Source organism: Pseudomonas sp. QL9 (assembly GCF_041409665.1).
GTDB lineage: Bacteria > Pseudomonadota > Gammaproteobacteria > Pseudomonadales > Pseudomonadaceae > Pseudomonas > Pseudomonas knackmussii.
In genome coordinates this window covers 951,983-969,968 of sequence record NZ_CP166971.1, presented here as the reverse complement: position 1 = coordinate 969,968, position 17,986 = coordinate 951,983, and the positions used below count along the sequence as shown (strand labels likewise).

Below are 17,986 nucleotides of genomic sequence, written 5' to 3'. Positions count from 1 at the left end.
CGCGGTCAGACGTGAGGGCGGGTGAGCGGCACTTCGATGCTCGCCACGAACCCGCCTTCCGGGTGATTGCTCAGGCGCAGGCGCCCGGCGTGGCGTTCCACCGCGCGTCGGGCGATGGCCAGGCCCAGGCCATGGCCCGGGCTGTCCTGGTTGGGCGCGCGGTAGAAAGGTTCGCCGAGCTGCCCCAGATGCGCGGCGTCGGCGCCCGGACCGTGGTCGCGCACGCGCAGGTGCAGCAGGTGGCCGTCGCTGTCGGCCTCGACTTCCAGCGGTTTGCCCGGCGGGTTGAAGCGCAGGGCGTTGCGCAGCAGGTTGTCCAGTGCGCGTTCGAGCATGTCCGGCCAGCCGTCGAGCGCCAGGTCTTCGGGCACGCGCAACTGGATGTGCTGTTCCGGCGCGAGCAACTGGGCGTCCTCGCGCAGGCGTTCGAGCATCGGCAGCAGGGCGATCTTGCTGGCCGGCCCGGGATCGGCGTCGAGGCGGGCGAGGGCGAGGATCTCGGCGATCAGCGCCTCCAGGCGGTCGCACTCCTGCTCCAGGCGCGGCCACATGGTGGCGCGCTGTTCCGGCGTGGCCCGCTCGGCCAGGGCCAGGGCGATACGCAGGCGCGCCAGCGGCGAGCGCAGCTCGTGGGAGACGTCGCGCAGCAACTGGCGCTGGCTGCTGATCAGCCGCTGCAGGCGTGCGCCCATGCGGTTGAAGTCGCGTGCCAGCACGCCCAGCTCGTCACCGCGGCGCGCCAGCAGGGCCAGGCTGTCCTGCTGGTAGGCGGTCTGGCCGAGGTCATGCACGGCGCGGCGCAGGCGGTTCAGCGGGCGGGTGATGGAGAGGGTCAGCAGCAGGCTGAAGATGGTCAGCACCACCAGGGCGATGCCCAGGGCGCTGAGCGGCCACAGCAGGCTGCCGCGATGCCAGGCCTCCAGGGCGCCGTGCGGAATTCGGTAGATGAACAGGTAGGTGTGGTCGGTCTGCGCGCTGGTGTATTCCTGGCTCAGCTGGCGCCAGGGGAAGCGCGGCAGGTTCTGCGGGTTGAAGCCTGCCTCGGGCCGTTTCGGCGGACGCGGCAGGTAGGTGCCGTCGACCAGGCGCTGCCCGGTTTCGTCGAGCACCTGCACCGACAGGTCGAAGTCGTGGCGGCGCTGCTCCAGCAGCTGCTGCGCGGCGGCGGGCCCTTGGTTCTCATAGAGCACCGTCCACTGCTTGGCCAGGTCGTGCAGGCCGGGGTAGCGGGCGATGACCCAGGTGTCTTGATTGAGCGCGCGGCCGAGCAGGATGGAAAGCCCCGCGACCAGCAGCAGGGCAAGCCAGAAAGCGGCGAGAATCCGCCAGAAAAGCGATCGCATGGTCTTTCGGTTCAGTCGCATCGGCCTGCTCGGGTCGGGGTTTCATGAATGACGAAACGCCGGGCGGGTGCCCGGCGTTTCGTGTGGGTTGCCGTCAGTTGGTCTTGGCGTCCGCCGGCGCTTTCTGCTTCGCGGCCCATTCGGCCTTGCGCTGCTCGCGCTTGGCCTTGATTTCGTCGAACTTCTTCTGCTGATCCGGGGTGAGCAGGCCGCGGATGCTCTGGTCGGTCTTGTCGCGGTTGGCCTTGAGCTCGTCTTGCATGGCCTTGCGTTCAGCGGCCGGCAGCTTGTTGAAGTACTTTTCGGTGATCTCGTGGCGCGACTTCATCGAATCGCCCATCAGCTTGCCGATCTGCTCGCGCTGCTCCTGGGTCAGGTTCAGCTCGCGCATCGGGCCGCCGTGGCCGAAGTGCTTGCCGCCGTGGCCATCCATCATCGGAGCGCCGGCGGGGGGCGGCGGGACGTCGCTCGGTGCCTGGGTGGCGGCCATCGCCAGGGTCGGCAGGGTGGCGGCGAACAGCAGGGCGGTGAGGGTCTTGCGCATGAAACTTCTCCTTTCGTGGACCGGTTTCTGAACCGGATGTGCCCAGTCTAGGCATGGCAAGGTCAAGGGCGGTCAGGCCCCGGTAAAGCTTCGGTAAAGATTGCGTCTAAGGCTCTGCACCGGGCTTTTCGGCCGGGGCTGCGCATCAGGGGGCGTAGAAATAGCCGCGCCCGCGCAGGGCCAGGATGCGCGGGCGACCGTCGGGGTGCGTGCCGAGCTTCTTGCGCAGGTTGCTGACGTGCATGTCCAGGCTGCGGTCGTAGAGGGTCAGCTTGCGGCCCAGGGCGACCTGCGCCAGGGCCTGCTTGTCCAGCGGCTCGCCCGGCTGGCGCAGCAGCGCCTCGAGGATGCGGCTTTCGGAGAGGGTCAGGCCGACGTCCTCGCCGCCGACGCTGGCGACGCCGCGGGCCAGGTTCAGGCTGAGGTCGCCGAGGTCGACCTGGGCGCTGGGCTGGCTTGGATGGCTGCGCCGCAGCACCGCGCGCAGACGGGCAGTCAGTTCACGCGGGTCGCAGGGTTTGGCCAGGTAGTCGTCGGCGCCGAGCTCCAGACCGAGGATGCGGTCCAGCGGCTCGCCGCGTGCGGAGAGCATCAGCACCGGCAGGTCGGGGTGCTCGCTGCGCAGTTGCTTGAGCAGTTCCAGGCCGCTGCCGTCGGGCAGCATGACATCCAGCACCACCGCATCCGGCGTGCGTCCGGACAGCGCCGCGCGGGCCGCGCTGCCATCGTGGCTGGCCCGGACGCTGAAGCCTTCCTGGGCTAGCCAGGTGCACAGCAGTTCGCACAGTTCGCGGTCATCGTCGATCAGCAGCAGCTCACTCATGGTCCGGCTTCTTTCAGTTGATCCACTCGCGGCGCTGGCGGCGACGGCCGCGACTCAGGGCGCCGAGGATGAAGGCGAGCAGGGCGGTGGCGCCCCCGGTCGCGAACCAGGTCTGCTCGTCGCTGAGCAGGCGTGGCGGTTGTTGGGCCTGGGCATCGCGCAGTTGCGATTTCAGGCGCTGGTTTTCCTGGCGTAAACGATCGACCACTGCATTGCCGGCACCGTTCAGTTGGGCGGTGAGGTCGGCACGCTGTCTTTCGCTATCGTCCAGGCGCTTCTGCAATTCGTTCAGGCGCTGGGCGAACTCATCGACTTCGGGGCTTTCGGGGCTGCTTGCGGGTTGAGCGTCGGTGGCAGGAGGGGCGCTGGTTTCGGCCAGGCTGGCGAGCGGCAGGCTCAGGCAGAACAGAAGGGGCAACAGCTGTCGAGGGCGCATCGCAACTCCTTGTACTGGGATGAACCTCGGATCATCGCGCTCCCGGCGATACCCGGCGATAGGAAATATCCTCTGCTGCCTGCGGGGGCGCGCTCCCTGCGCCGCCCCGTGCCTTACGGCAGGACTTTCTTGAACGGCTTGACCACGACGTCGGCGTACACGCCGGCCGCGCGGTAGGGGTCGGCATCGGCCCAGGCCTGGGCGGCGGCCAGCGACTCGAACTCGGCGACGATCAGGCTGCCGGTGAAGCCCGCGGCGCCCGGGTCGGGGCTGTCGATTGCCGGGTGCGGGCCGGCGAGGACCAGACGGCCTTCTTCCTTCAGCTGCTCGAGACGGGCCAGGTGTGCCGGGCGGGCAGCCAGTCGGCGTTCCTGGGAGGCGGTGATATCGCGGGCGATGATTGCGTAGAGCATGTCAGTCCTTGGGCTTTTCGCCGGTTGGGGCGTCGTGCATGTGGCGAGCCAGGAACACGCCCTGGCCGATCAGGAAGAGCAGGGTCATACCCAGGCTGCCGAACACCTTGAAGTCCACCCAGATGCTCTGGAAGGTGAAGGCAACGAACAGCTGGATGCAGCCGCAGATCACGAAGAACAGCACCCAGGCCAGGTTCAGACGCTGCCAGAGATGCTCCGGCAGCTGTACCGCATGGCCCATGATGCGCTCGATCAGCGGGCGGCGGTCGCCCACCAGGGTGCTGCCGAGGAAACCCAGGGCGAACAGCCAGTTGACCACCGGCGCCTTCCACTTCAGGAAGGTTTCGCTGTGGAAGGCCAGGGTCATGCCGCCGAACACCAGGCAGCAGGCAAGGGTCAGCCACTGGCCCTTGTCGAGCCGGCGCTGTTTGATCAGCAGGGCGCCGTAGACCAGCACCGAAGTGCCGATCAGCACGGCGGTGGCGCTGTAGATACCGCCGAATTCGAAGGCGTTGCCCGCCAGTTCGACGGTGCGCGGAGACAGCTTGTAGACAATGAAAAACAGGATGAGGGGGATGAAATCGATGAATTGCTTCATTGCGGCAGCCAGAGCCCAGTCGAGGCGGCATAATACCAACCTGCGGACGATCTGAAATAGTCACCCGTCTCGTCCGCTCCTGAGCGAATGCCGTGAACGCCCGCGGCACAGCGTCTATACAGAAGAAAACACCTTCCGGATTGCCCATGCGTGTCGACCTGCATTGCCACAGTACCGCCTCCGACGGCCAGCTTCCCCCGGCCGTGGTGGTCGGCCGCGCCCACGAGCGTGGTGTGCGCGTGCTCGCGCTGACCGACCACGACACCCTCGAAGGCCTGGCCGAGGCGCGTAGCGCCGCCGACGAGCTGGGGCTGCACCTGGTCAACGGGGTCGAGCTGTCCTGCACCTGGGGCGGCGCGACCATCCATGTGCTGGGCTACGGCTTCGATCTGCAGGCCGAGCCGCTGCTGCGCGCGCTGGAAGATCTGCACCACGGTCGCTGGGCGCGCGCCGAAGAGATCGGCCGCCGCCTCGACGCCAAGGGCATGCACGGCGCCTTCGAAGGCGCGCGGGCGATCCAGCGCGAACTGGGCGACAGCGGCAACGCTCCTGCGCGCCCGCACTTCGCCGAGTTCCTGGTCCGCGAAGGCTACGTTGGCGACCGCGCCGAGGCATTCCGCAAATGGCTTGGCGCCGGCAAGCTGGGTGACGTCAAGCAGCACTGGCCGGCGCTCGCCGAGGCGGTCGGGACGCTGCGCGAAGCGGGGGCCTGGATCAGCCTGGCGCACCCCTACCAGTACGATTTCACGCGTACCAAGCGACGCAAGCTGATCGCCGACTTCATCCAGGCCGGCGGCCACGCCATCGAGGTGGTCAACGGGCCGCAGCCGGCCGAGCAGGTCGGGGTGCTGAGCATCCTGGCCCGCGAATTCGGCCTGCTGGTCAGCGCCGGCAGCGATTTCCACGGTCCCAGCGACTGGTCGGAGCTGGGGCTGTACCGCGCCGTGCCGGACGACCTGCCGCCGCTGTGGATGCGCTTCAAGGGAGTGGCGCAGGTCCTAGAGGAGACTCAATGAGCCAGTTCTTCCAGATCCACCCGGAAAACCCGCAGCCGCGCCTGATCAAGCAGGCGGTGGAGATCGTCCGCCAGGGCGGGGTGATCGCCTATCCCACCGACTCCTCCTATGCGCTGGGCTGCCGTCTGGGTGAGAAGGGCGCGGTCGAGCGCATCCGTCGCCTGCGCAAGCTGGACGACAAGCACAACTTCACCCTGGTCTGCCGCGATCTTTCCGAGCTTGGGCTCTATGCCAAGGTCGATACCGGTCTGTTCCGCCTGCTCAAGGCGCACACACCGGGGCCGTACACCTTCATCCTCAACGCCACCCGCGAGGTGCCGCGCATGCTGCTGCACCCCAAGCGCCGTACCATCGGCCTGCGCGTTCCGGGCTGCCCGATCGCCCAGGCGCTGCTGCAGGAGCTGGGCGAGCCGCTGATGAGCGTGAGCCTGATCCTGCCAGGCCAGAGCGAGCCGCTGAGCGACCCCTACGAGATGCGCCAGATGCTCGAGCACGACGTCGACCTGGTGCTGGATGGCGGTTTCGGCGGCGTCGAGGCTTCCACCGTGATCAACCTTTCCGGCGACGAGGCGGAAGTGGTGCGCGTCGGTTGCGGCGATCCGACGCCGTTCGAGGTTGTCGCCTGATCCTGCCCATGATCGATCCCTTGTCCGCTATTCCGAGGCCCCGCGCTTGAGCAACGTCGATTCCCAGCGCCGTGTGCTGTCCGGCATGCGCCCCACCGGGCGCCTGCACCTGGGACACCTGCACGGCGTGCTGCAGAACTGGGTTCGCCTGCAGCACGAATACGAGTGTTTTTTCTCCATCGTCGATTGGCACGCGCTGACCACCGAGTACGACGATGTCGGGCAGATTCGCCAGCATGTGCGCGACATGGCCATCGACTGGCTGGCCGTGGGCGTCAGCCCCAGTGCCGCGACCCTGTTCATCCAGTCCCAGGTGCCCGAGCACGCCGAGCTTCACCTGCTGCTGTCGATGATCTGCCCGCTGTCCTGGCTGGAGCGGGTGCCCACCTATAAGGAATTGCAGGAGCGCCTCAGCCACAAGGACCTGTCCACCTACGGTTTCCTTGGTTACCCGCTGCTGCAGGCCGCCGACATCCTGATCTACCGCGCCGGCCTGGTGCCGGTGGGCTCCGACCAGATGGCTCACGTCGAGTTCTCCCGTGAAGTAGCGCGGCGCTTCAACCATCTGTACGGCGGTGAGGTGGACTTCGAGGAACGCGCCCAGGCGGCCATCGGGCGCCTCGGCAAGAAGACCGCCAAGCTCTACAGCGGCCTGCGCAAGGCCTGGCAGGAGCAGGGCGACGGTGATGCGCTGGAAACCGCGCGGGCGCTGCTCAAGGAGCAGCAGAACCTCACCCTCGGCGATCGCGAGCGACTGTTCGGCTACCTCGAAGGCTACAGCCGCGTGCTGCTGCCCGAGCCCCAGGCGCTGACCGCGAAGAACGCGCGCATGCCCGGGCTGGACGGGCAGAAGATGTCCAAGTCCCACGGCAACGTCATCGGTTTGCGCGAAAGCCCGGCCGAGGTCGAGGAAAAGCTCTCGCGCATGCCCACTGATCCGGCGCGGGTGCGCCGCAGCGATCCGGGCGACCCGCAGCGCTGCCCGGTCTGGCAGTGGCACCTGATCTACTCCGACGCCGGTTGCCAGCAGTGGGTGCAGGAAGGCTGCCGCAGCGCCGGCATTGGCTGCCTGGACTGCAAGCGGCCGCTGATCGAGGCGATCAACCAGGAGCTGTCGCCAATCCGCGAGCGCGCCCTGGACTTCGAAGACAACCCGGAGCTGGTGCGCAGCATCCTCGCCGAAGGCGCCGAACGGGCCCGCGAGGCAGCCCGCGAAACCCTGGTGGAAGTGCGCCAGGCCATGGGGCTGACCTACCGCTAGCGCAGTCTCCCTCCGTAGGAGCGGATCTCATCCGCGAATTGCGCCGGCCATTCCGGCCATCGCGGACAAGGTCCGCTCCTACGGGCTCGCATGTGCCGCTCCGTCCCTTTGCTTCCCCGGCGCTCATGAAAGCAGGGATAATGCCGCCCTGAATCTGCAGAGCCCGACGAGAGGCCGATGAGCGACCTGACCGAGCCGGAAGTCCCTTCCAGCGTCCCCGAGTACCGTGAGCCGGTACAGCTGGCGCTCGTCTACGGCGAGGCGGTCACCGAGTTGCCGCAGGACCTGTACATCCCGCCGGATGCCCTGGAAGTCTTCCTCGAGGCCTTCGAAGGCCCGCTCGACCTGCTGCTCTACCTGATCCGCAAGCAGAACATCAACATCCTCGACATCCCCGTGGCGGAAATCACCCGCCAGTACATGGGCTACGTCGAGCTGATGAAGTCGGTGCAGCTGGAGCTGGCCGCCGAGTATCTGGTGATGGCCGCCATGCTCGCCGAAATCAAGTCGCGCATGCTGCTGCCGCGCTCGGCCGAGGTCGAGGACGAGGAAGAAGACCCGCGCGCCGAGCTGATCCGCCGCCTGCAGGAATACGAGCGCTTCAAGAAGGCCGCCGAGGACCTCGACAATCTGCCGCGCCAGGGCCGCGACTACGTGGTGCCGACCGTGGCCGCGCCCGAGGCGAAGGCGCGCAAGCTGCTGCCGCAGGTGGACATGCAGGAGCTGATGCTGTGCATGGCCGAGGTGCTGCGCCGCGCCGACCTGTTCGAAAGCCACCAGGTCACCCGCGAGATGCTCTCTACCCGCGAGCGCATGAGCGAAATTCTCGAACGCCTGAAGGATGCCGGTTTCGTGCCCTTCATCGAGCTGTTCCGCGTCGAGGAAGGCCGTTTGGGCGTGGTGGTGACCTTCATGGCGGTGCTCGAACTGGTCAAGGAACAGTTGGTAGAGCTGGTGCAGAACCAGGCCTTCGCGCCTATCCATGTGCGCGCCCGGAGTGAGGTGGAGGAGGGGCCGCCGGCGAGCGAAGCCCTGGAGGAAGGCGACGAAGGCGTCTTCGAGCCAAGCGAGGAGCCCGCGCCTGAGCCTGCGTTCGAGGACATCGAGTTCGGCGGCTCGACGGATGCCGACGAAGACGAGCCGATCTGATCCCTGGCATTGCCGCCACCGCCGGCATTGAGTAGCTTTCCCCGCCAACCTGGCAATTCCCGACCCCGATCCGAGCGACCCGATGAACCTCTCCGACCCGCACGAACTGGCGACCCTGCTCGAAGGCATCCTGCTGGCCTCCGGTAAGCCGCTGTCGCTGGAGCGCCTGGGCGAGCTGTTCGAGGAGGCCGAGCGGCCCGAGCCGCAGCAGCTCCGCGACGCCCTGTCGATCCTCGCGCTGTCCTGCGCGGGGCGGGCCTTCGAGCTGAAGGAAGTGGCCACCGGCTACCGCCTGCAGATTCGCGAGCCGCTGGCGCCCTGGGTCGGCCGCCTGTGGGAGGAGCGCCCGCAGCGCTATTCCCGCGCGCTGCTGGAAACCCTGGCGCTGATCGCCTACCGCCAGCCCATCACCCGTGGCGAGATCGAGGACATCCGCGGTGTGGCGGTGAACACACAGATCATCAAGACGCTGATGGAGCGCGAGTGGATCCGCATCGTCGGCTACCGCGAGGTCCCGGGGCGCCCGGCGATGCTCGCCACCACCCGCACCTTCCTCGACTATTTCAACCTCAAGAGCCTGGAAGAGCTGCCGCCGCTGGCGGAGCTGCGCGAAATGGAGGCCGAGCCCGAAGACGTGCAGCTGGTGCCGATCAACCTGCCCAGCCCGGTTCTCGACGAGGACTACGTGCCGGCGTCGATCCAGGCGCTGGCCGACCAGGCCCTGCGCGAAGCCGGCGAAGAGCCGGAGCCCGCGCCGCCGGAAGAAAAGCCCGAGGAAACCAGCTTCCGCAGCCTGCTCGCCGAGCTGGACGAGATGGAGCTTGGGCTGAAGACCGACTTCGACGACCTGCTGGTGCTGCCGCCGGAAGCGCCCGACGAAGAGGCGCCGGCAGAACCGGCCGCCACCATGCCCGAGCCGCCGGCCGCCGAGCCTGCGCCTGCGCCCGCCGCCGAACCGGCGCAGCCGGTGGAGGAGGAGTACGACGAGGAGCGCGCCCTGGCCGAGGCCATGCGCGAGGAGCTCGAGGCCCTGGCGCGCGATCGCGACCACTGATCTTCGTCGGTCTGGCGCCACCGCAAAACGTTCAACCGTTGACTTCCGCCGCGTGCGCGACGACCTTATGTGCCGCGCCGGAACGGGCGGCGACGGTGGCACCTGGGGGAACCGTCGGATTCCCGCCGTTCGTGGCAGATACCAACACATTCATCTTTCAACAGTCGGCTGCCGTCATCGTGCAGACCACTGAGTGCGCTCAATGAAAAGAACTCGAATCAGCCGCATCGGGCTCGGCCTGCTGCTCGGGCTGAACAGCGCTTGTCTGCTGGCTGCCGAAGGGCCGGCCGTACCGCAGCCGGGGCAGTCCAAGGACGACTTCATCAATCAGTTGATGGGGCAGATGACCCAGCAGGAAAAGATCGGCCAGCTGCGCCTGGTCAGTGTCGGCCCGGATCATCCGAAGCCGGTCCTGCTCGACGAGATCGCCGCCGGCACCACCGGCGCGATCTTCAACACCGTGGTGCGTCCGGGCATTCGCGACCTGCAGGACGCGGCCATGAAGAGCCGCCTGAAGATCCCGCTGTTCTTCGCCTACGACGTGGTCCACGGCCACCGCACCGTATTCCCCATCGGCCTGGGCCTGGCCGCCAGCTGGGACATGGGCGCGGTCGCCACCAGCGCGCGCATCGCCGCTGAAGAGGCCAGCGCCGACGGCCTCAACCTGACCTACTCGCCGACCGTCGATATCGCTCGCGATCCGCGCTGGGGCCGTGTTTCCGAAGGCTTCGGCGAAGACACCTACCTGGTCAGCCGTATCGCCGAGACCGTGGTCAAGAGCTACCAGGGCAAGGGCCTGGACCAGCCCGGCACCATCATGGCCGGGGTCAAGCACTTCGCCTTGTACGGCGCCGGTGAGGGCGGCCGCGACTACAACACCGTCGACATGAGCCTGCCGCGCATGTTCCAGGACTACCTGCCGCCGTACCGCGCGGCCATCGACGCCGGCGCCGGCGCGGTGATGGTGTCGCTGAACAGCGTCAACGGCGTTCCCTCCACCGCCAACAAATGGCTGCTGCAGGATGTGCTGCGCCAGCAGTGGGGCTACAAGGGCGTGCTGCTCAGCGACCACGGCGCGGTCATGGAGCTGATCAAGCACGGCGTCGCCGGTGAACCGCGTGAAGCGGCGCGCCTGGCAATCGCCGCGGGCGTCGAGATGAACATGAACGACGACCTGTACGGCAAGGAACTGCCGGAGCTGCTCAAGGCCGGCGCCATCCAGCAGAGCGACATCGACCGCGCCTGCCGCGACGTGCTCGCGGCCAAGTGGGACATGGGCCTGTTCAAGGACCCGTACCGCTACCTGCAAGGCGCCGACCCGGTGGACACCGACGCCGAAAGCCGCCTGCACCGCGCCGAAGCCCGCGACGTGGCGCGCAAGGGCATGGTCCTGCTGAAGAACCAGGGCGACGTGCTGCCGCTCAAGCGCAACAGCACCATCGCGCTGATCGGCCCGCTGGCCGACAGCAAGCGCGACGTCATGGGCAGCTGGTCCGCCGCCGGCAAGGCCTTCCAGGCCGTGACCGTGCTAGAGGGCATGGGCCATGCCACCCGCGGCAAGGGTGCGCTGCTCTACGCCAAGGGCGCCAACGTCACCAATGACGAAGAGATCATCAAGTACCTCAACGAGTACAACCAGGACGTGGTGATCGATAAGCGCAGCCCGCAGGCGATGATCGACGAGGCAGTGGCCAAGGCGAAGATGGCCGACGTGGTCGTGGCCGTGGTCGGCGAAGCCCAGGGCATGGCCCACGAGGCATCGAGCAAGGCCAACCTGCGCATCTCCGCGAGCCAGCTCGACCTGCTCAAGGCGCTCAAGGCCACCGGCAAGCCGCTGGTGCTGGTGCTGATGAACGGCCGTCCGCTGGACCTGCGCTGGGAAAGCGAGAACGCCGACGCCATGCTGGAAACCTGGTTCAGCGGCACCGAGGGCGGCAACGCCATCGCCGATGTGCTGTTCGGCGACTACAACCCGGCGGGCAAGCTGGCCATGACCTTCCCGCGTTCGGTGGGGCAGATCCCGATCTACTACAACCACCTGAACACCGGCCGTCCGTTCGACCACGAGCACCCGAACAAGTACACCTCGCGCTACTTCGACTCGCAGAACGGCCCGCTGTATCCCTTTGGCTACGGCCTGAGCTACACGAGCTTCAGCGTCTCCGACGTGAAACTGTCCAGCTCGAAAATGCACAAGGGCGACACTCTGACCGCGCGCGTGACCGTGAAGAACACCGGCAAGCGGGCCGGCGAGACCGTGGTGCAGCTGTACCTGCGTGATCTGGTGGCGTCCATCAGCCGGCCGGTCAAGGAGCTCAAGGGCTTCCGCAAGGTCATGCTGCAGCCGGGCGAGTCGAAGGTGGTCGAGTTCCCGATCCGTGAACAGGACCTGCGTTTCTACGATGCCAGCCTGCGCTACGCCTCGGAGTCGGGCGACTTCAAGGTGATGATCGGCCTGGACTCGGACGACGTGAAGGAAGGGCAGTTCACCCTGCTCTGATCGCTTCTCGACGTTCCATCCATCGCCCCGACCGGCCTTGCCGCTCGGGGCGATGTCTTTCTGGCGCGGGACCGCTCGTCGCGCGTGCCGGCAGCCTGGCTCCGCCGCCCCCATGTTCAATGCAGCAAATGAGGAGGCGCGCATGAAAGATCCTTGCATCAGTGTCTGCGAGTTCGACGACGGTATCTGCCGCGGTTGCGGGCGTAGCCGCGCGGAAATACGGGCCTGGAAGAAGTTGGACCGGCCGCAGCGCCTGGCCGTGCTGGCCGAGGCCGACATGCGCCTGCTGGTGCTGCAGGCGCGCGGGCGACGCAAGTTCCGCTGAGGATTGGCACTTTCGGAAAAGTTGGAACGCTTCCTGCTATTACCCCTGTGACGCCCATGCCGGCGTCAAAACTTTGATGTTCGTGGGCCAAAGGCCCGCGCCAGGGCAGGGGAGTTCGGGGTGGATCGTACGCAATTGATCGGAACAGTGCGCAGCAACCTGGCCGGGATGGGCCGTGGCAGCCTCGGCGTGCCGCTGCTGCTGCTGGCGATGCTGGCGATGATGACGCTGCCGATCCCGCCGTTTCTGCTGGACGTGCTCTTCACCTTCAACATCGCGCTGTCCATCGTCGTCCTGCTGGTCTGCGTGTACGCCCTGCGCCCGCTGGACTTCGCCGTATTCCCGACCATCCTGCTGGTCGCCACTTTGCTGCGCCTGGCGCTGAACGTCGCCTCAACCCGCGTGGTGCTGCTGCACGGCCATGACGGTCACGCTGCTGCCGGCAAGGTGATCCAGGCCTTCGGTGAGGTGGTGATCGGCGGCAACTACGTGGTCGGCATCGTGGTCTTCGCGATCTTGATGATCATCAACTTCGTGGTGGTCACCAAGGGCGCCGGGCGTATCTCCGAAGTGAGCGCTCGCTTCACCCTCGACGCCATGCCCGGCAAGCAGATGGCCATCGACGCCGACCTCAACGCCGGCCTGATCGAGCAGGCCGAGGCGAAGAAGCGCCGCGCCGAAGTGGCCCAGGAAGCCGACTTCTACGGCTCCATGGACGGTGCCTCGAAATTCGTCCGCGGCGACGCCGTCGCCGGCCTGCTAATCCTCTTCATCAACCTGATCGGTGGCGTGGCCATCGGCGTGATCCAGCACGCCATGTCCTTCGGCGACGCCGGCAAGGTCTATGCCCTGCTGACCATCGGTGACGGCCTGGTGGCGCAGTTGCCTTCGCTGCTGTTGTCGACCTCCGCCGCGATCATGGTGACCCGCGTGTCCAGCGCCGAAGACATGGGCGCCCAGGTCAACCGGCAGATGTTCTCCTCGCCCAAGGCGCTGGCCATCTCTGCCGCCATCCTCATCGCCATGGGCCTGGTCCCGGGCATGCCGCACATTTCCTTCATCGGCCTCGGTGCGCTGGCCGGTGCTGGCGCCTGGATGATCGTGCAGCGCCAGCGCAAGACGGCCCAGGCTGAGGCCCAGGAAGTGCAGCGTCAGCAGGAGCTGCTGCCGGCGCAGCGCGCCCAGGAGACCAAGGAGCTGGGCTGGGACGACGTGACCCCGGTGGACATGGTCGGCCTGGAAGTGGGCTACCGGTTGATCCCGCTGGTCGATCGCAACCAGGGCGGCCAGTTGCTGGCGCGGATCAAGGGCGTCCGCAAGAAGCTGTCGCAGGACATGGGCTTCCTCATGCCCTCGGTACATATTCGCGACAACCTGGACCTGCTGCCCAACGCCTATCGTTTGACGCTCATGGGCGTCAGCGTTGCGGAAGCGGAGATCTATCCGGACCGCGAACTGGCGATCAACCCCGGTCAAGTGTTTGGCAGCCTCAACGGCATCGCCGGCAAGGACCCTGCGTTCGGCCTGGAAGCGGTGTGGATCGAGGCCGGCCAGCGCGACCAGGCGCAGTCCCTTGGCTACACGGTGGTGGACGCCAGCACCGTGGTCGCCACGCACCTCAACCAGGTGCTGCACAAGCATGCCCACGAGCTGCTCGGCCACGAAGAGGTCCAGCAACTGATGCAGCTGCTGGCCAAATCCTCGCCGAAGCTGGCGGAAGAGCTGGTTCCGGGGCTGATTTCCCTGTCGACTCTGCTCAAGGTCCTGCAGGCGCTGCTGCAGGAACAGGTGCCGGTACGCGACATCCGTACCATCGCCGAATCCATCGCCAACGTGGCCGCCAAGAGTCAAGATCCCGCCGCGATGGTCGCCGCGGTTCGCGTCGCGCTGAGCCGCGCAATCGTGCAAAGCATTGTGGGGCTTGAGCCGGAGCTGCCTGTGATCACTCTTGAGCCAAGGTTGGAACAGATCTTGCTCAATAGCTTGCAGAAGGCCGGACAAGGCTCGGAAGAAGGCATTCTTCTGGAGCCGGGGATGGCCGAGAAGCTGCAACGCTCGTTGGTCGAGGCGGGGCAGCGTCAGGAGATGCTCGGGAAACCGGCGATCCTCCTGGTAGCCGGCCCCATCCGCGCGATGATGTCGCGATTCGCTCGGATGGCGGTGCCCAGCATGAGCGTGCTGGCCTACCAGGAAATCCCGGATAACAAGCAAGTGACCATCGTCGCCACCGTTGGACAGAATTGAAGGACAGCGCCATGCAGGTTAAACGCTTCTTCGCCGCCGATATGCGTCAGGCCATGAAACTGGTCCGCGATGAGCTGGGCGCGGATGCCGCCATCATCGGCAACCGCCGGGTTGCCGGCGGTGTCGAGCTGACCGCGGCGCTGGACTACCAACCGCCGGCCGCGGCCAGCAAGCCGAACCCGGCGCTGGAAGCCGAGCTGCGCAAGACCCAGGCGCGCATCGCCCAGGCCCGTGCTGAACTGGACACGCCGGCCCGCGCCGCCGCCAGCCCGCGCAAGGATCGTCAATTGTACGGCGCCGAGCCGGCCAAGCGCCCGACCCTGGCCGAAGCCATGGCGGCCCCGGACGCTCCGGCAACCCCGGCGCCGGCTGCGGTCAGCCAGCAGTCGCTGGACGCGATGCGTTTCGAACTCAACGGCTTGCGCGAACTGCTCGAAGTGCAACTGGGCTCCATCGCCTGGAACCAGATGCAGAGCCAGCGGCCGAAACAGGCTGGCCTGTGGCGCCGCCTGCAACGCATGGGCGTGCCGGCCGACCTGGGTCGCCAGCTGCTCGAACGCGTCGCCTCCATCGCCGATCCCAAGCAGGCCTGGCGCATGCTGCTGGCGCACCTGGCACGCGCCATCCGCACACCCGACGAAGACCTGCTGGAGCAGGGCGGGGTGATCGCCCTGGTCGGTCCGGCCGGCATGGGCAAGACCACCACCCTGGCGAAGCTTGCGGCCCGCTATGTGCTGAAGTACGGCGCACACAACCTGGCGCTGGTCAGCATGGACAGTTTCCGCCTGGGCGCGCAGGAGCAGATCAAGACGCTGGGGCGCATCCTCAATGTCCCTGTGACCCTGGTCGATCCCGGCCAGTCTCTGCTCCAGGCCATGGCTCCGCTGGCGCGCAAGCGCCTGGTGCTGATCGACACCGCCGGTCTGCCCGCCAGCGATCCGGCGCTGCGCATGCAGCTCGAAGCGCTGGCCGCGCAGAGCCTGAACGTGAAGAATTACCTGGTGCTGGCGGCAACCAGCCAGAGCCAGGTGCTCAAGGCCGCCTGGCACGCCTACCGCAGCTGCGGACTGGCCGGCTGCGTACTGACCAAGCTGGACGAGGCCGGTAGCCTGGGCGAGGCGATGTCGCTCGTGATAGCACAACGCCTGCCTGTTGCCTATCTGGCGGACGGGCCGCGAATTCCGGATGATCTGCAGGTGGCGCGCGCGCACCAGCTGGTCAGCCGTGCGGTGAGCCTGCAGGTGCCCGAAGAGCCCTGCGAGGACACCATGGCCGGCATGTTCGCCGGCCTGTATCAGCAACCGGCAAGACACGCCGGATAAAGGATTCCAGACGGGCACCGGAGACGGGGCCCACGGTGGCCGGATGGCCGCCAAGCGGATACGGATGCTCAAGGTAGATCCGTCACGCCAACTGCGGCCGAGCACCGCAGCTGGCAGGGTCCCGGTGGCGGGATCGTTGAAGAGACAAGGTAATTTTTATGGGTATGCATCCCGTTCAGGTAATCGCGGTCACCGGTGGCAAAGGCGGCGTAGGCAAGACCAACGTCTCGGTGAATCTGTCCATGGCGCTGGCCGACCTCGGCCGTCGCGTCATGCTGCTCGACGCCGACCTCGGCCTGGCCAACGTCGACGTCTTGCTGGGCCTGCAGCCCACGCGCACGCTGGCTGACGTCATCGAGGGCGAATGCGACCTGCGCGACGTCATCCTCCAGGGGCCGGGCGGCATCCGCATCGTCCCGGCGGCGTCCGGCACGCAGAGCATGGTGCAGCTGTCGCCGATGCAGCACGCCGGCCTGATCCAGGCGTTCAGCGATATCAGCGAAAACATCGACGTGCTGGTGGTGGACACTGCGGCCGGCATCGGCGATTCGGTGGTGAGCTTCGTCCGCGCCGCGCAGGAAGTCCTGCTGGTAGTGTGCGACGAGCCGACTTCGATCACCGACGCCTACGCCCTGATCAAGCTGCTCAACCGCGATCACGGCATGACTCGCTTCCGCGTGCTGGCCAACATGGCGCACAGCCCGCAGGAAGGGCGCAACCTGTTCGCCAAACTGACCAAGGTCACCGACCGCTTCCTCGACGTGGCGCTGCAGTACGTCGGCGCGATTCCGTACGACGAATCGGTGCGCAAGGCGGTGCAGAAGCAGCGCTCAGTCTATGAGGCCTTCCCGCGCAGCAAGGCGGCGCTGGCCTTCCGCGCGATTGCACAGAAGGTCGACAGCTGGCCGCTGCCGGCCAACCCCCGTGGCCACCTGGAGTTCTTCGTGGAACGCCTGGTGCAGAATCCCACCGCGGGTTCGACCGTATGATGAGCGGCTCCGGAGCGCGTATGTACACCAAGGCACAGGCGCAGAACTCCCAGGAACAGCTGATCCAGCGCTACGCACCGCTGGTGAAGCGGATCGCCTACCACCTGCTGGGCCGCCTGCCGGCCAGCGTGCAGGTCGAGGACCTGATGCAGGCCGGTATGATCGGCCTGCTCGAGGCGGCGAAGAAATATGACTGCGGAAAGGGCGCGAGCTTCGAGACCTATGCCGGCATTCGCATCCGCGGCGCCATGCTCGACGAGGTGCGCAAGGGCGATTGGGCGCCGCGTTCGGTGCATCGCAACACGCGCATGGTCAGCGACGCGATCCGTGCCATCGAAGCGCGAACCGGTCGCGACGCTAAAGATCAGGAAGTCGCTGCCGAACTCAATATGAGTCTCGACGATTACTACGCGATCTTAAGTGACACCCAGGGCAGTCGCCTGTACAGCTTCGACGACCTGTTGCAGGAAGGGGCCCAGGGGCCGGCGGAAGACACCTCGCACCTGGACAACGAACCCTCCCACGGTCTGGAGGACGAGCGTTTCCAGGCGGCGCTGGCCGATGCCATCACCAAGCTTCCCGAGCGCGAGCGCCTGGTGCTGGCGCTGTACTACGACGAAGAGCTCAACCTCAAGGAGATCGGCGAGGTGCTCGGGGTCAGCGAGTCGCGGGTCAGCCAGTTGCATAGCCAGTGCGCAGCGCGCCTGCGGGCAAGGCTGTCGGAGTGGCGCGCGCACTAAGTGCACGGAAGTAACGGAATTTTCCGACGGGACGTATAGAATCCCGCCGGTCCGACGATCACTGGCGAATGGCCAGGCGATTCGTCGAAAGGGCAGAGCGGCGAACAGCGGCTCTGTGCCAGACAAGCAACAAGGCAGGTGCCGCCTCGGCACTCGCCAAAAGGTATTCAAGGTGCGCCTGCAGCGGCGCACCGGGACTGGACGGAGGCAGGCTTGGACAAGAACATGAAAATTCTCATCGTGGACGACTTCTCCACGATGAGGCGCATCATCAAGAACCTCCTGCGCGACCTGGGGTTCACCAACACCGCGGAAGCCGACGACGGCACCACCGCGCTGCCGATGCTGCACAGCGGCAATTTCGACTTCCTCGTCACCGACTGGAACATGCCCGGCATGACCGGCATCGACCTGCTGCGTGCCGTGCGCGCCGACGACCGCCTGAAGCACCTGCCGGTGCTGATGGTGACCGCCGAAGCCAAGCGCGACCAGATCATCGAAGCGGCCCAGGCCGGGGTCAATGGCTACGTGGTCAAGCCTTTCACCGCTCAAGTGCTGAAAGAAAAGATCGAGAAGATTTTCGAGCGGGTCGGCTGATTCCGA

18 protein-coding genes are annotated in these 17,986 nt (G+C 66.8%); 12 read left to right on the top strand and 6 right to left on the bottom strand.

Annotated elements, in window-relative coordinates; translation table 11 throughout:
* Positions 1 to 5: 5 nt before the first annotated feature.
* The 6 genes from ACA097_RS04555 to ACA097_RS04530 form a co-directional block, all read right to left on the bottom strand.
* Positions 6 to 1,343, bottom strand: a complete 1,338-nt coding sequence (locus ACA097_RS04555; protein ID WP_371368777.1) for a sensor histidine kinase — start codon at positions 1,341 to 1,343, stop codon at positions 6 to 8.
* 94 nt (positions 1,344 to 1,437) lie between these two features.
* Entirely contained in the window at positions 1,438 to 1,887 is a 450-nt protein-coding gene (locus tag ACA097_RS04550) for a Spy/CpxP family protein refolding chaperone (protein ID WP_160286247.1), read from the bottom strand.
* Positions 1,888 to 2,032: 145 nt separating this feature from the next.
* Complete coding sequence (locus ACA097_RS04545; RefSeq protein ID WP_371368774.1) at positions 2,033 to 2,710, bottom strand: response regulator transcription factor; 678 nt, start codon at positions 2,708 to 2,710, stop codon at positions 2,033 to 2,035.
* 13 nt (positions 2,711 to 2,723) lie between these two features.
* Positions 2,724 to 3,146: a translation initiation factor 2 (IF-2, GTPase) gene (locus ACA097_RS04540; RefSeq protein ID WP_371368772.1), complete on the bottom strand. Its 423-nt coding sequence runs from the start codon at positions 3,144 to 3,146 to the stop codon at positions 2,724 to 2,726.
* 113 nt (positions 3,147 to 3,259) lie between these two features.
* Positions 3,260 to 3,559 carry a YciI family protein gene (locus tag ACA097_RS04535; protein ID WP_043250675.1) on the bottom strand — a complete coding sequence of 100 codons (300 nt, stop codon included), beginning with the start codon at positions 3,557 to 3,559 and terminating at the stop codon, positions 3,260 to 3,262.
* A gap of 1 nt (position 3,560) precedes the next feature.
* The gene (locus ACA097_RS04530; RefSeq protein ID WP_043250677.1) at positions 3,561 to 4,157 is read right to left on the bottom strand and encodes a septation protein A; all 597 of its coding nucleotides are present in this window, start codon (positions 4,155 to 4,157) and stop codon (positions 3,561 to 3,563) included.
* 146 nt (positions 4,158 to 4,303) lie between these two features.
* On the opposite strand from ACA097_RS04530, the gene ACA097_RS04525 reads away from it, so the two are divergent.
* The 12 genes from ACA097_RS04525 to ACA097_RS04470 all read left to right on the top strand — a co-directional run bounded on the left by ACA097_RS04525 (position 4,304) and on the right by ACA097_RS04470 (position 17,980).
* Complete coding sequence (locus tag ACA097_RS04525; protein ID WP_371368770.1) at positions 4,304 to 5,173, top strand: PHP domain-containing protein; 870 nt, start codon at positions 4,304 to 4,306, stop codon at positions 5,171 to 5,173.
* Positions 5,170 to 5,799 carry an L-threonylcarbamoyladenylate synthase gene (locus tag ACA097_RS04520; RefSeq protein ID WP_371368768.1) on the top strand — a complete coding sequence of 210 codons (630 nt, stop codon included), beginning with the start codon at positions 5,170 to 5,172 and terminating at the stop codon, positions 5,797 to 5,799. Before ACA097_RS04525 ends, ACA097_RS04520 begins: the two co-directional genes overlap by 4 nt.
* Before the next feature lie 46 nt (positions 5,800 to 5,845).
* Positions 5,846 to 7,060 (top strand): tryptophan--tRNA ligase, encoded by a 1,215-nt coding sequence (locus ACA097_RS04515; RefSeq protein WP_043250684.1) that lies wholly within the window; start codon positions 5,846 to 5,848, stop codon positions 7,058 to 7,060.
* 306 nt (positions 7,061 to 7,366) lie between these two features.
* Positions 7,367 to 8,209: a ScpA family protein gene (locus ACA097_RS04510; RefSeq protein ID WP_236658405.1), complete on the top strand. Its 843-nt coding sequence runs from the start codon at positions 7,367 to 7,369 to the stop codon at positions 8,207 to 8,209.
* 82 nt (positions 8,210 to 8,291) lie between these two features.
* Positions 8,292 to 9,263, top strand: a complete 972-nt coding sequence (scpB, locus tag ACA097_RS04505; RefSeq protein ID WP_371368766.1) for an SMC-Scp complex subunit ScpB — start codon at positions 8,292 to 8,294, stop codon at positions 9,261 to 9,263.
* Between the two features lie 202 nt (positions 9,264 to 9,465).
* Entirely contained in the window at positions 9,466 to 11,763 is a 2,298-nt protein-coding gene (gene bglX, locus ACA097_RS04500) for a beta-glucosidase BglX (RefSeq protein WP_371368764.1), read from the top strand.
* 142 nt (positions 11,764 to 11,905) lie between these two features.
* Positions 11,906 to 12,088 (top strand): DUF1289 domain-containing protein, encoded by a 183-nt coding sequence (locus ACA097_RS04495; protein WP_371368762.1) that lies wholly within the window; start codon positions 11,906 to 11,908, stop codon positions 12,086 to 12,088.
* A 120-nt stretch (positions 12,089 to 12,208) separates the two neighbouring features.
* Complete coding sequence (flhA, locus tag ACA097_RS04490) at positions 12,209 to 14,332, top strand: flagellar biosynthesis protein FlhA (protein ID WP_043250695.1); 2,124 nt, start codon at positions 12,209 to 12,211, stop codon at positions 14,330 to 14,332.
* 11 nt (positions 14,333 to 14,343) lie between these two features.
* Positions 14,344 to 15,654, top strand: coding sequence for a flagellar biosynthesis protein FlhF (flhF, locus tag ACA097_RS04485; RefSeq protein ID WP_371368760.1), 1,311 nt, complete (start codon positions 14,344 to 14,346; stop codon positions 15,652 to 15,654).
* Between the two features lie 158 nt (positions 15,655 to 15,812).
* On the top strand, positions 15,813 to 16,643 hold the full coding sequence (gene fleN, locus ACA097_RS04480; RefSeq protein ID WP_371368758.1) for a flagellar synthesis regulator FleN: 831 nt from the start codon (positions 15,813 to 15,815) through the stop codon (positions 16,641 to 16,643).
* Complete coding sequence (gene fliA, locus ACA097_RS04475; protein WP_371368756.1) at positions 16,640 to 17,383, top strand: RNA polymerase sigma factor FliA; 744 nt, start codon at positions 16,640 to 16,642, stop codon at positions 17,381 to 17,383. Before fleN ends, fliA begins: the two co-directional genes overlap by 4 nt.
* A gap of 225 nt (positions 17,384 to 17,608) precedes the next feature.
* Positions 17,609 to 17,980 (top strand): chemotaxis response regulator CheY, encoded by a 372-nt coding sequence (locus ACA097_RS04470; protein ID WP_156958006.1) that lies wholly within the window; start codon positions 17,609 to 17,611, stop codon positions 17,978 to 17,980.
* Positions 17,981 to 17,986 lie beyond the last annotated feature (6 nt).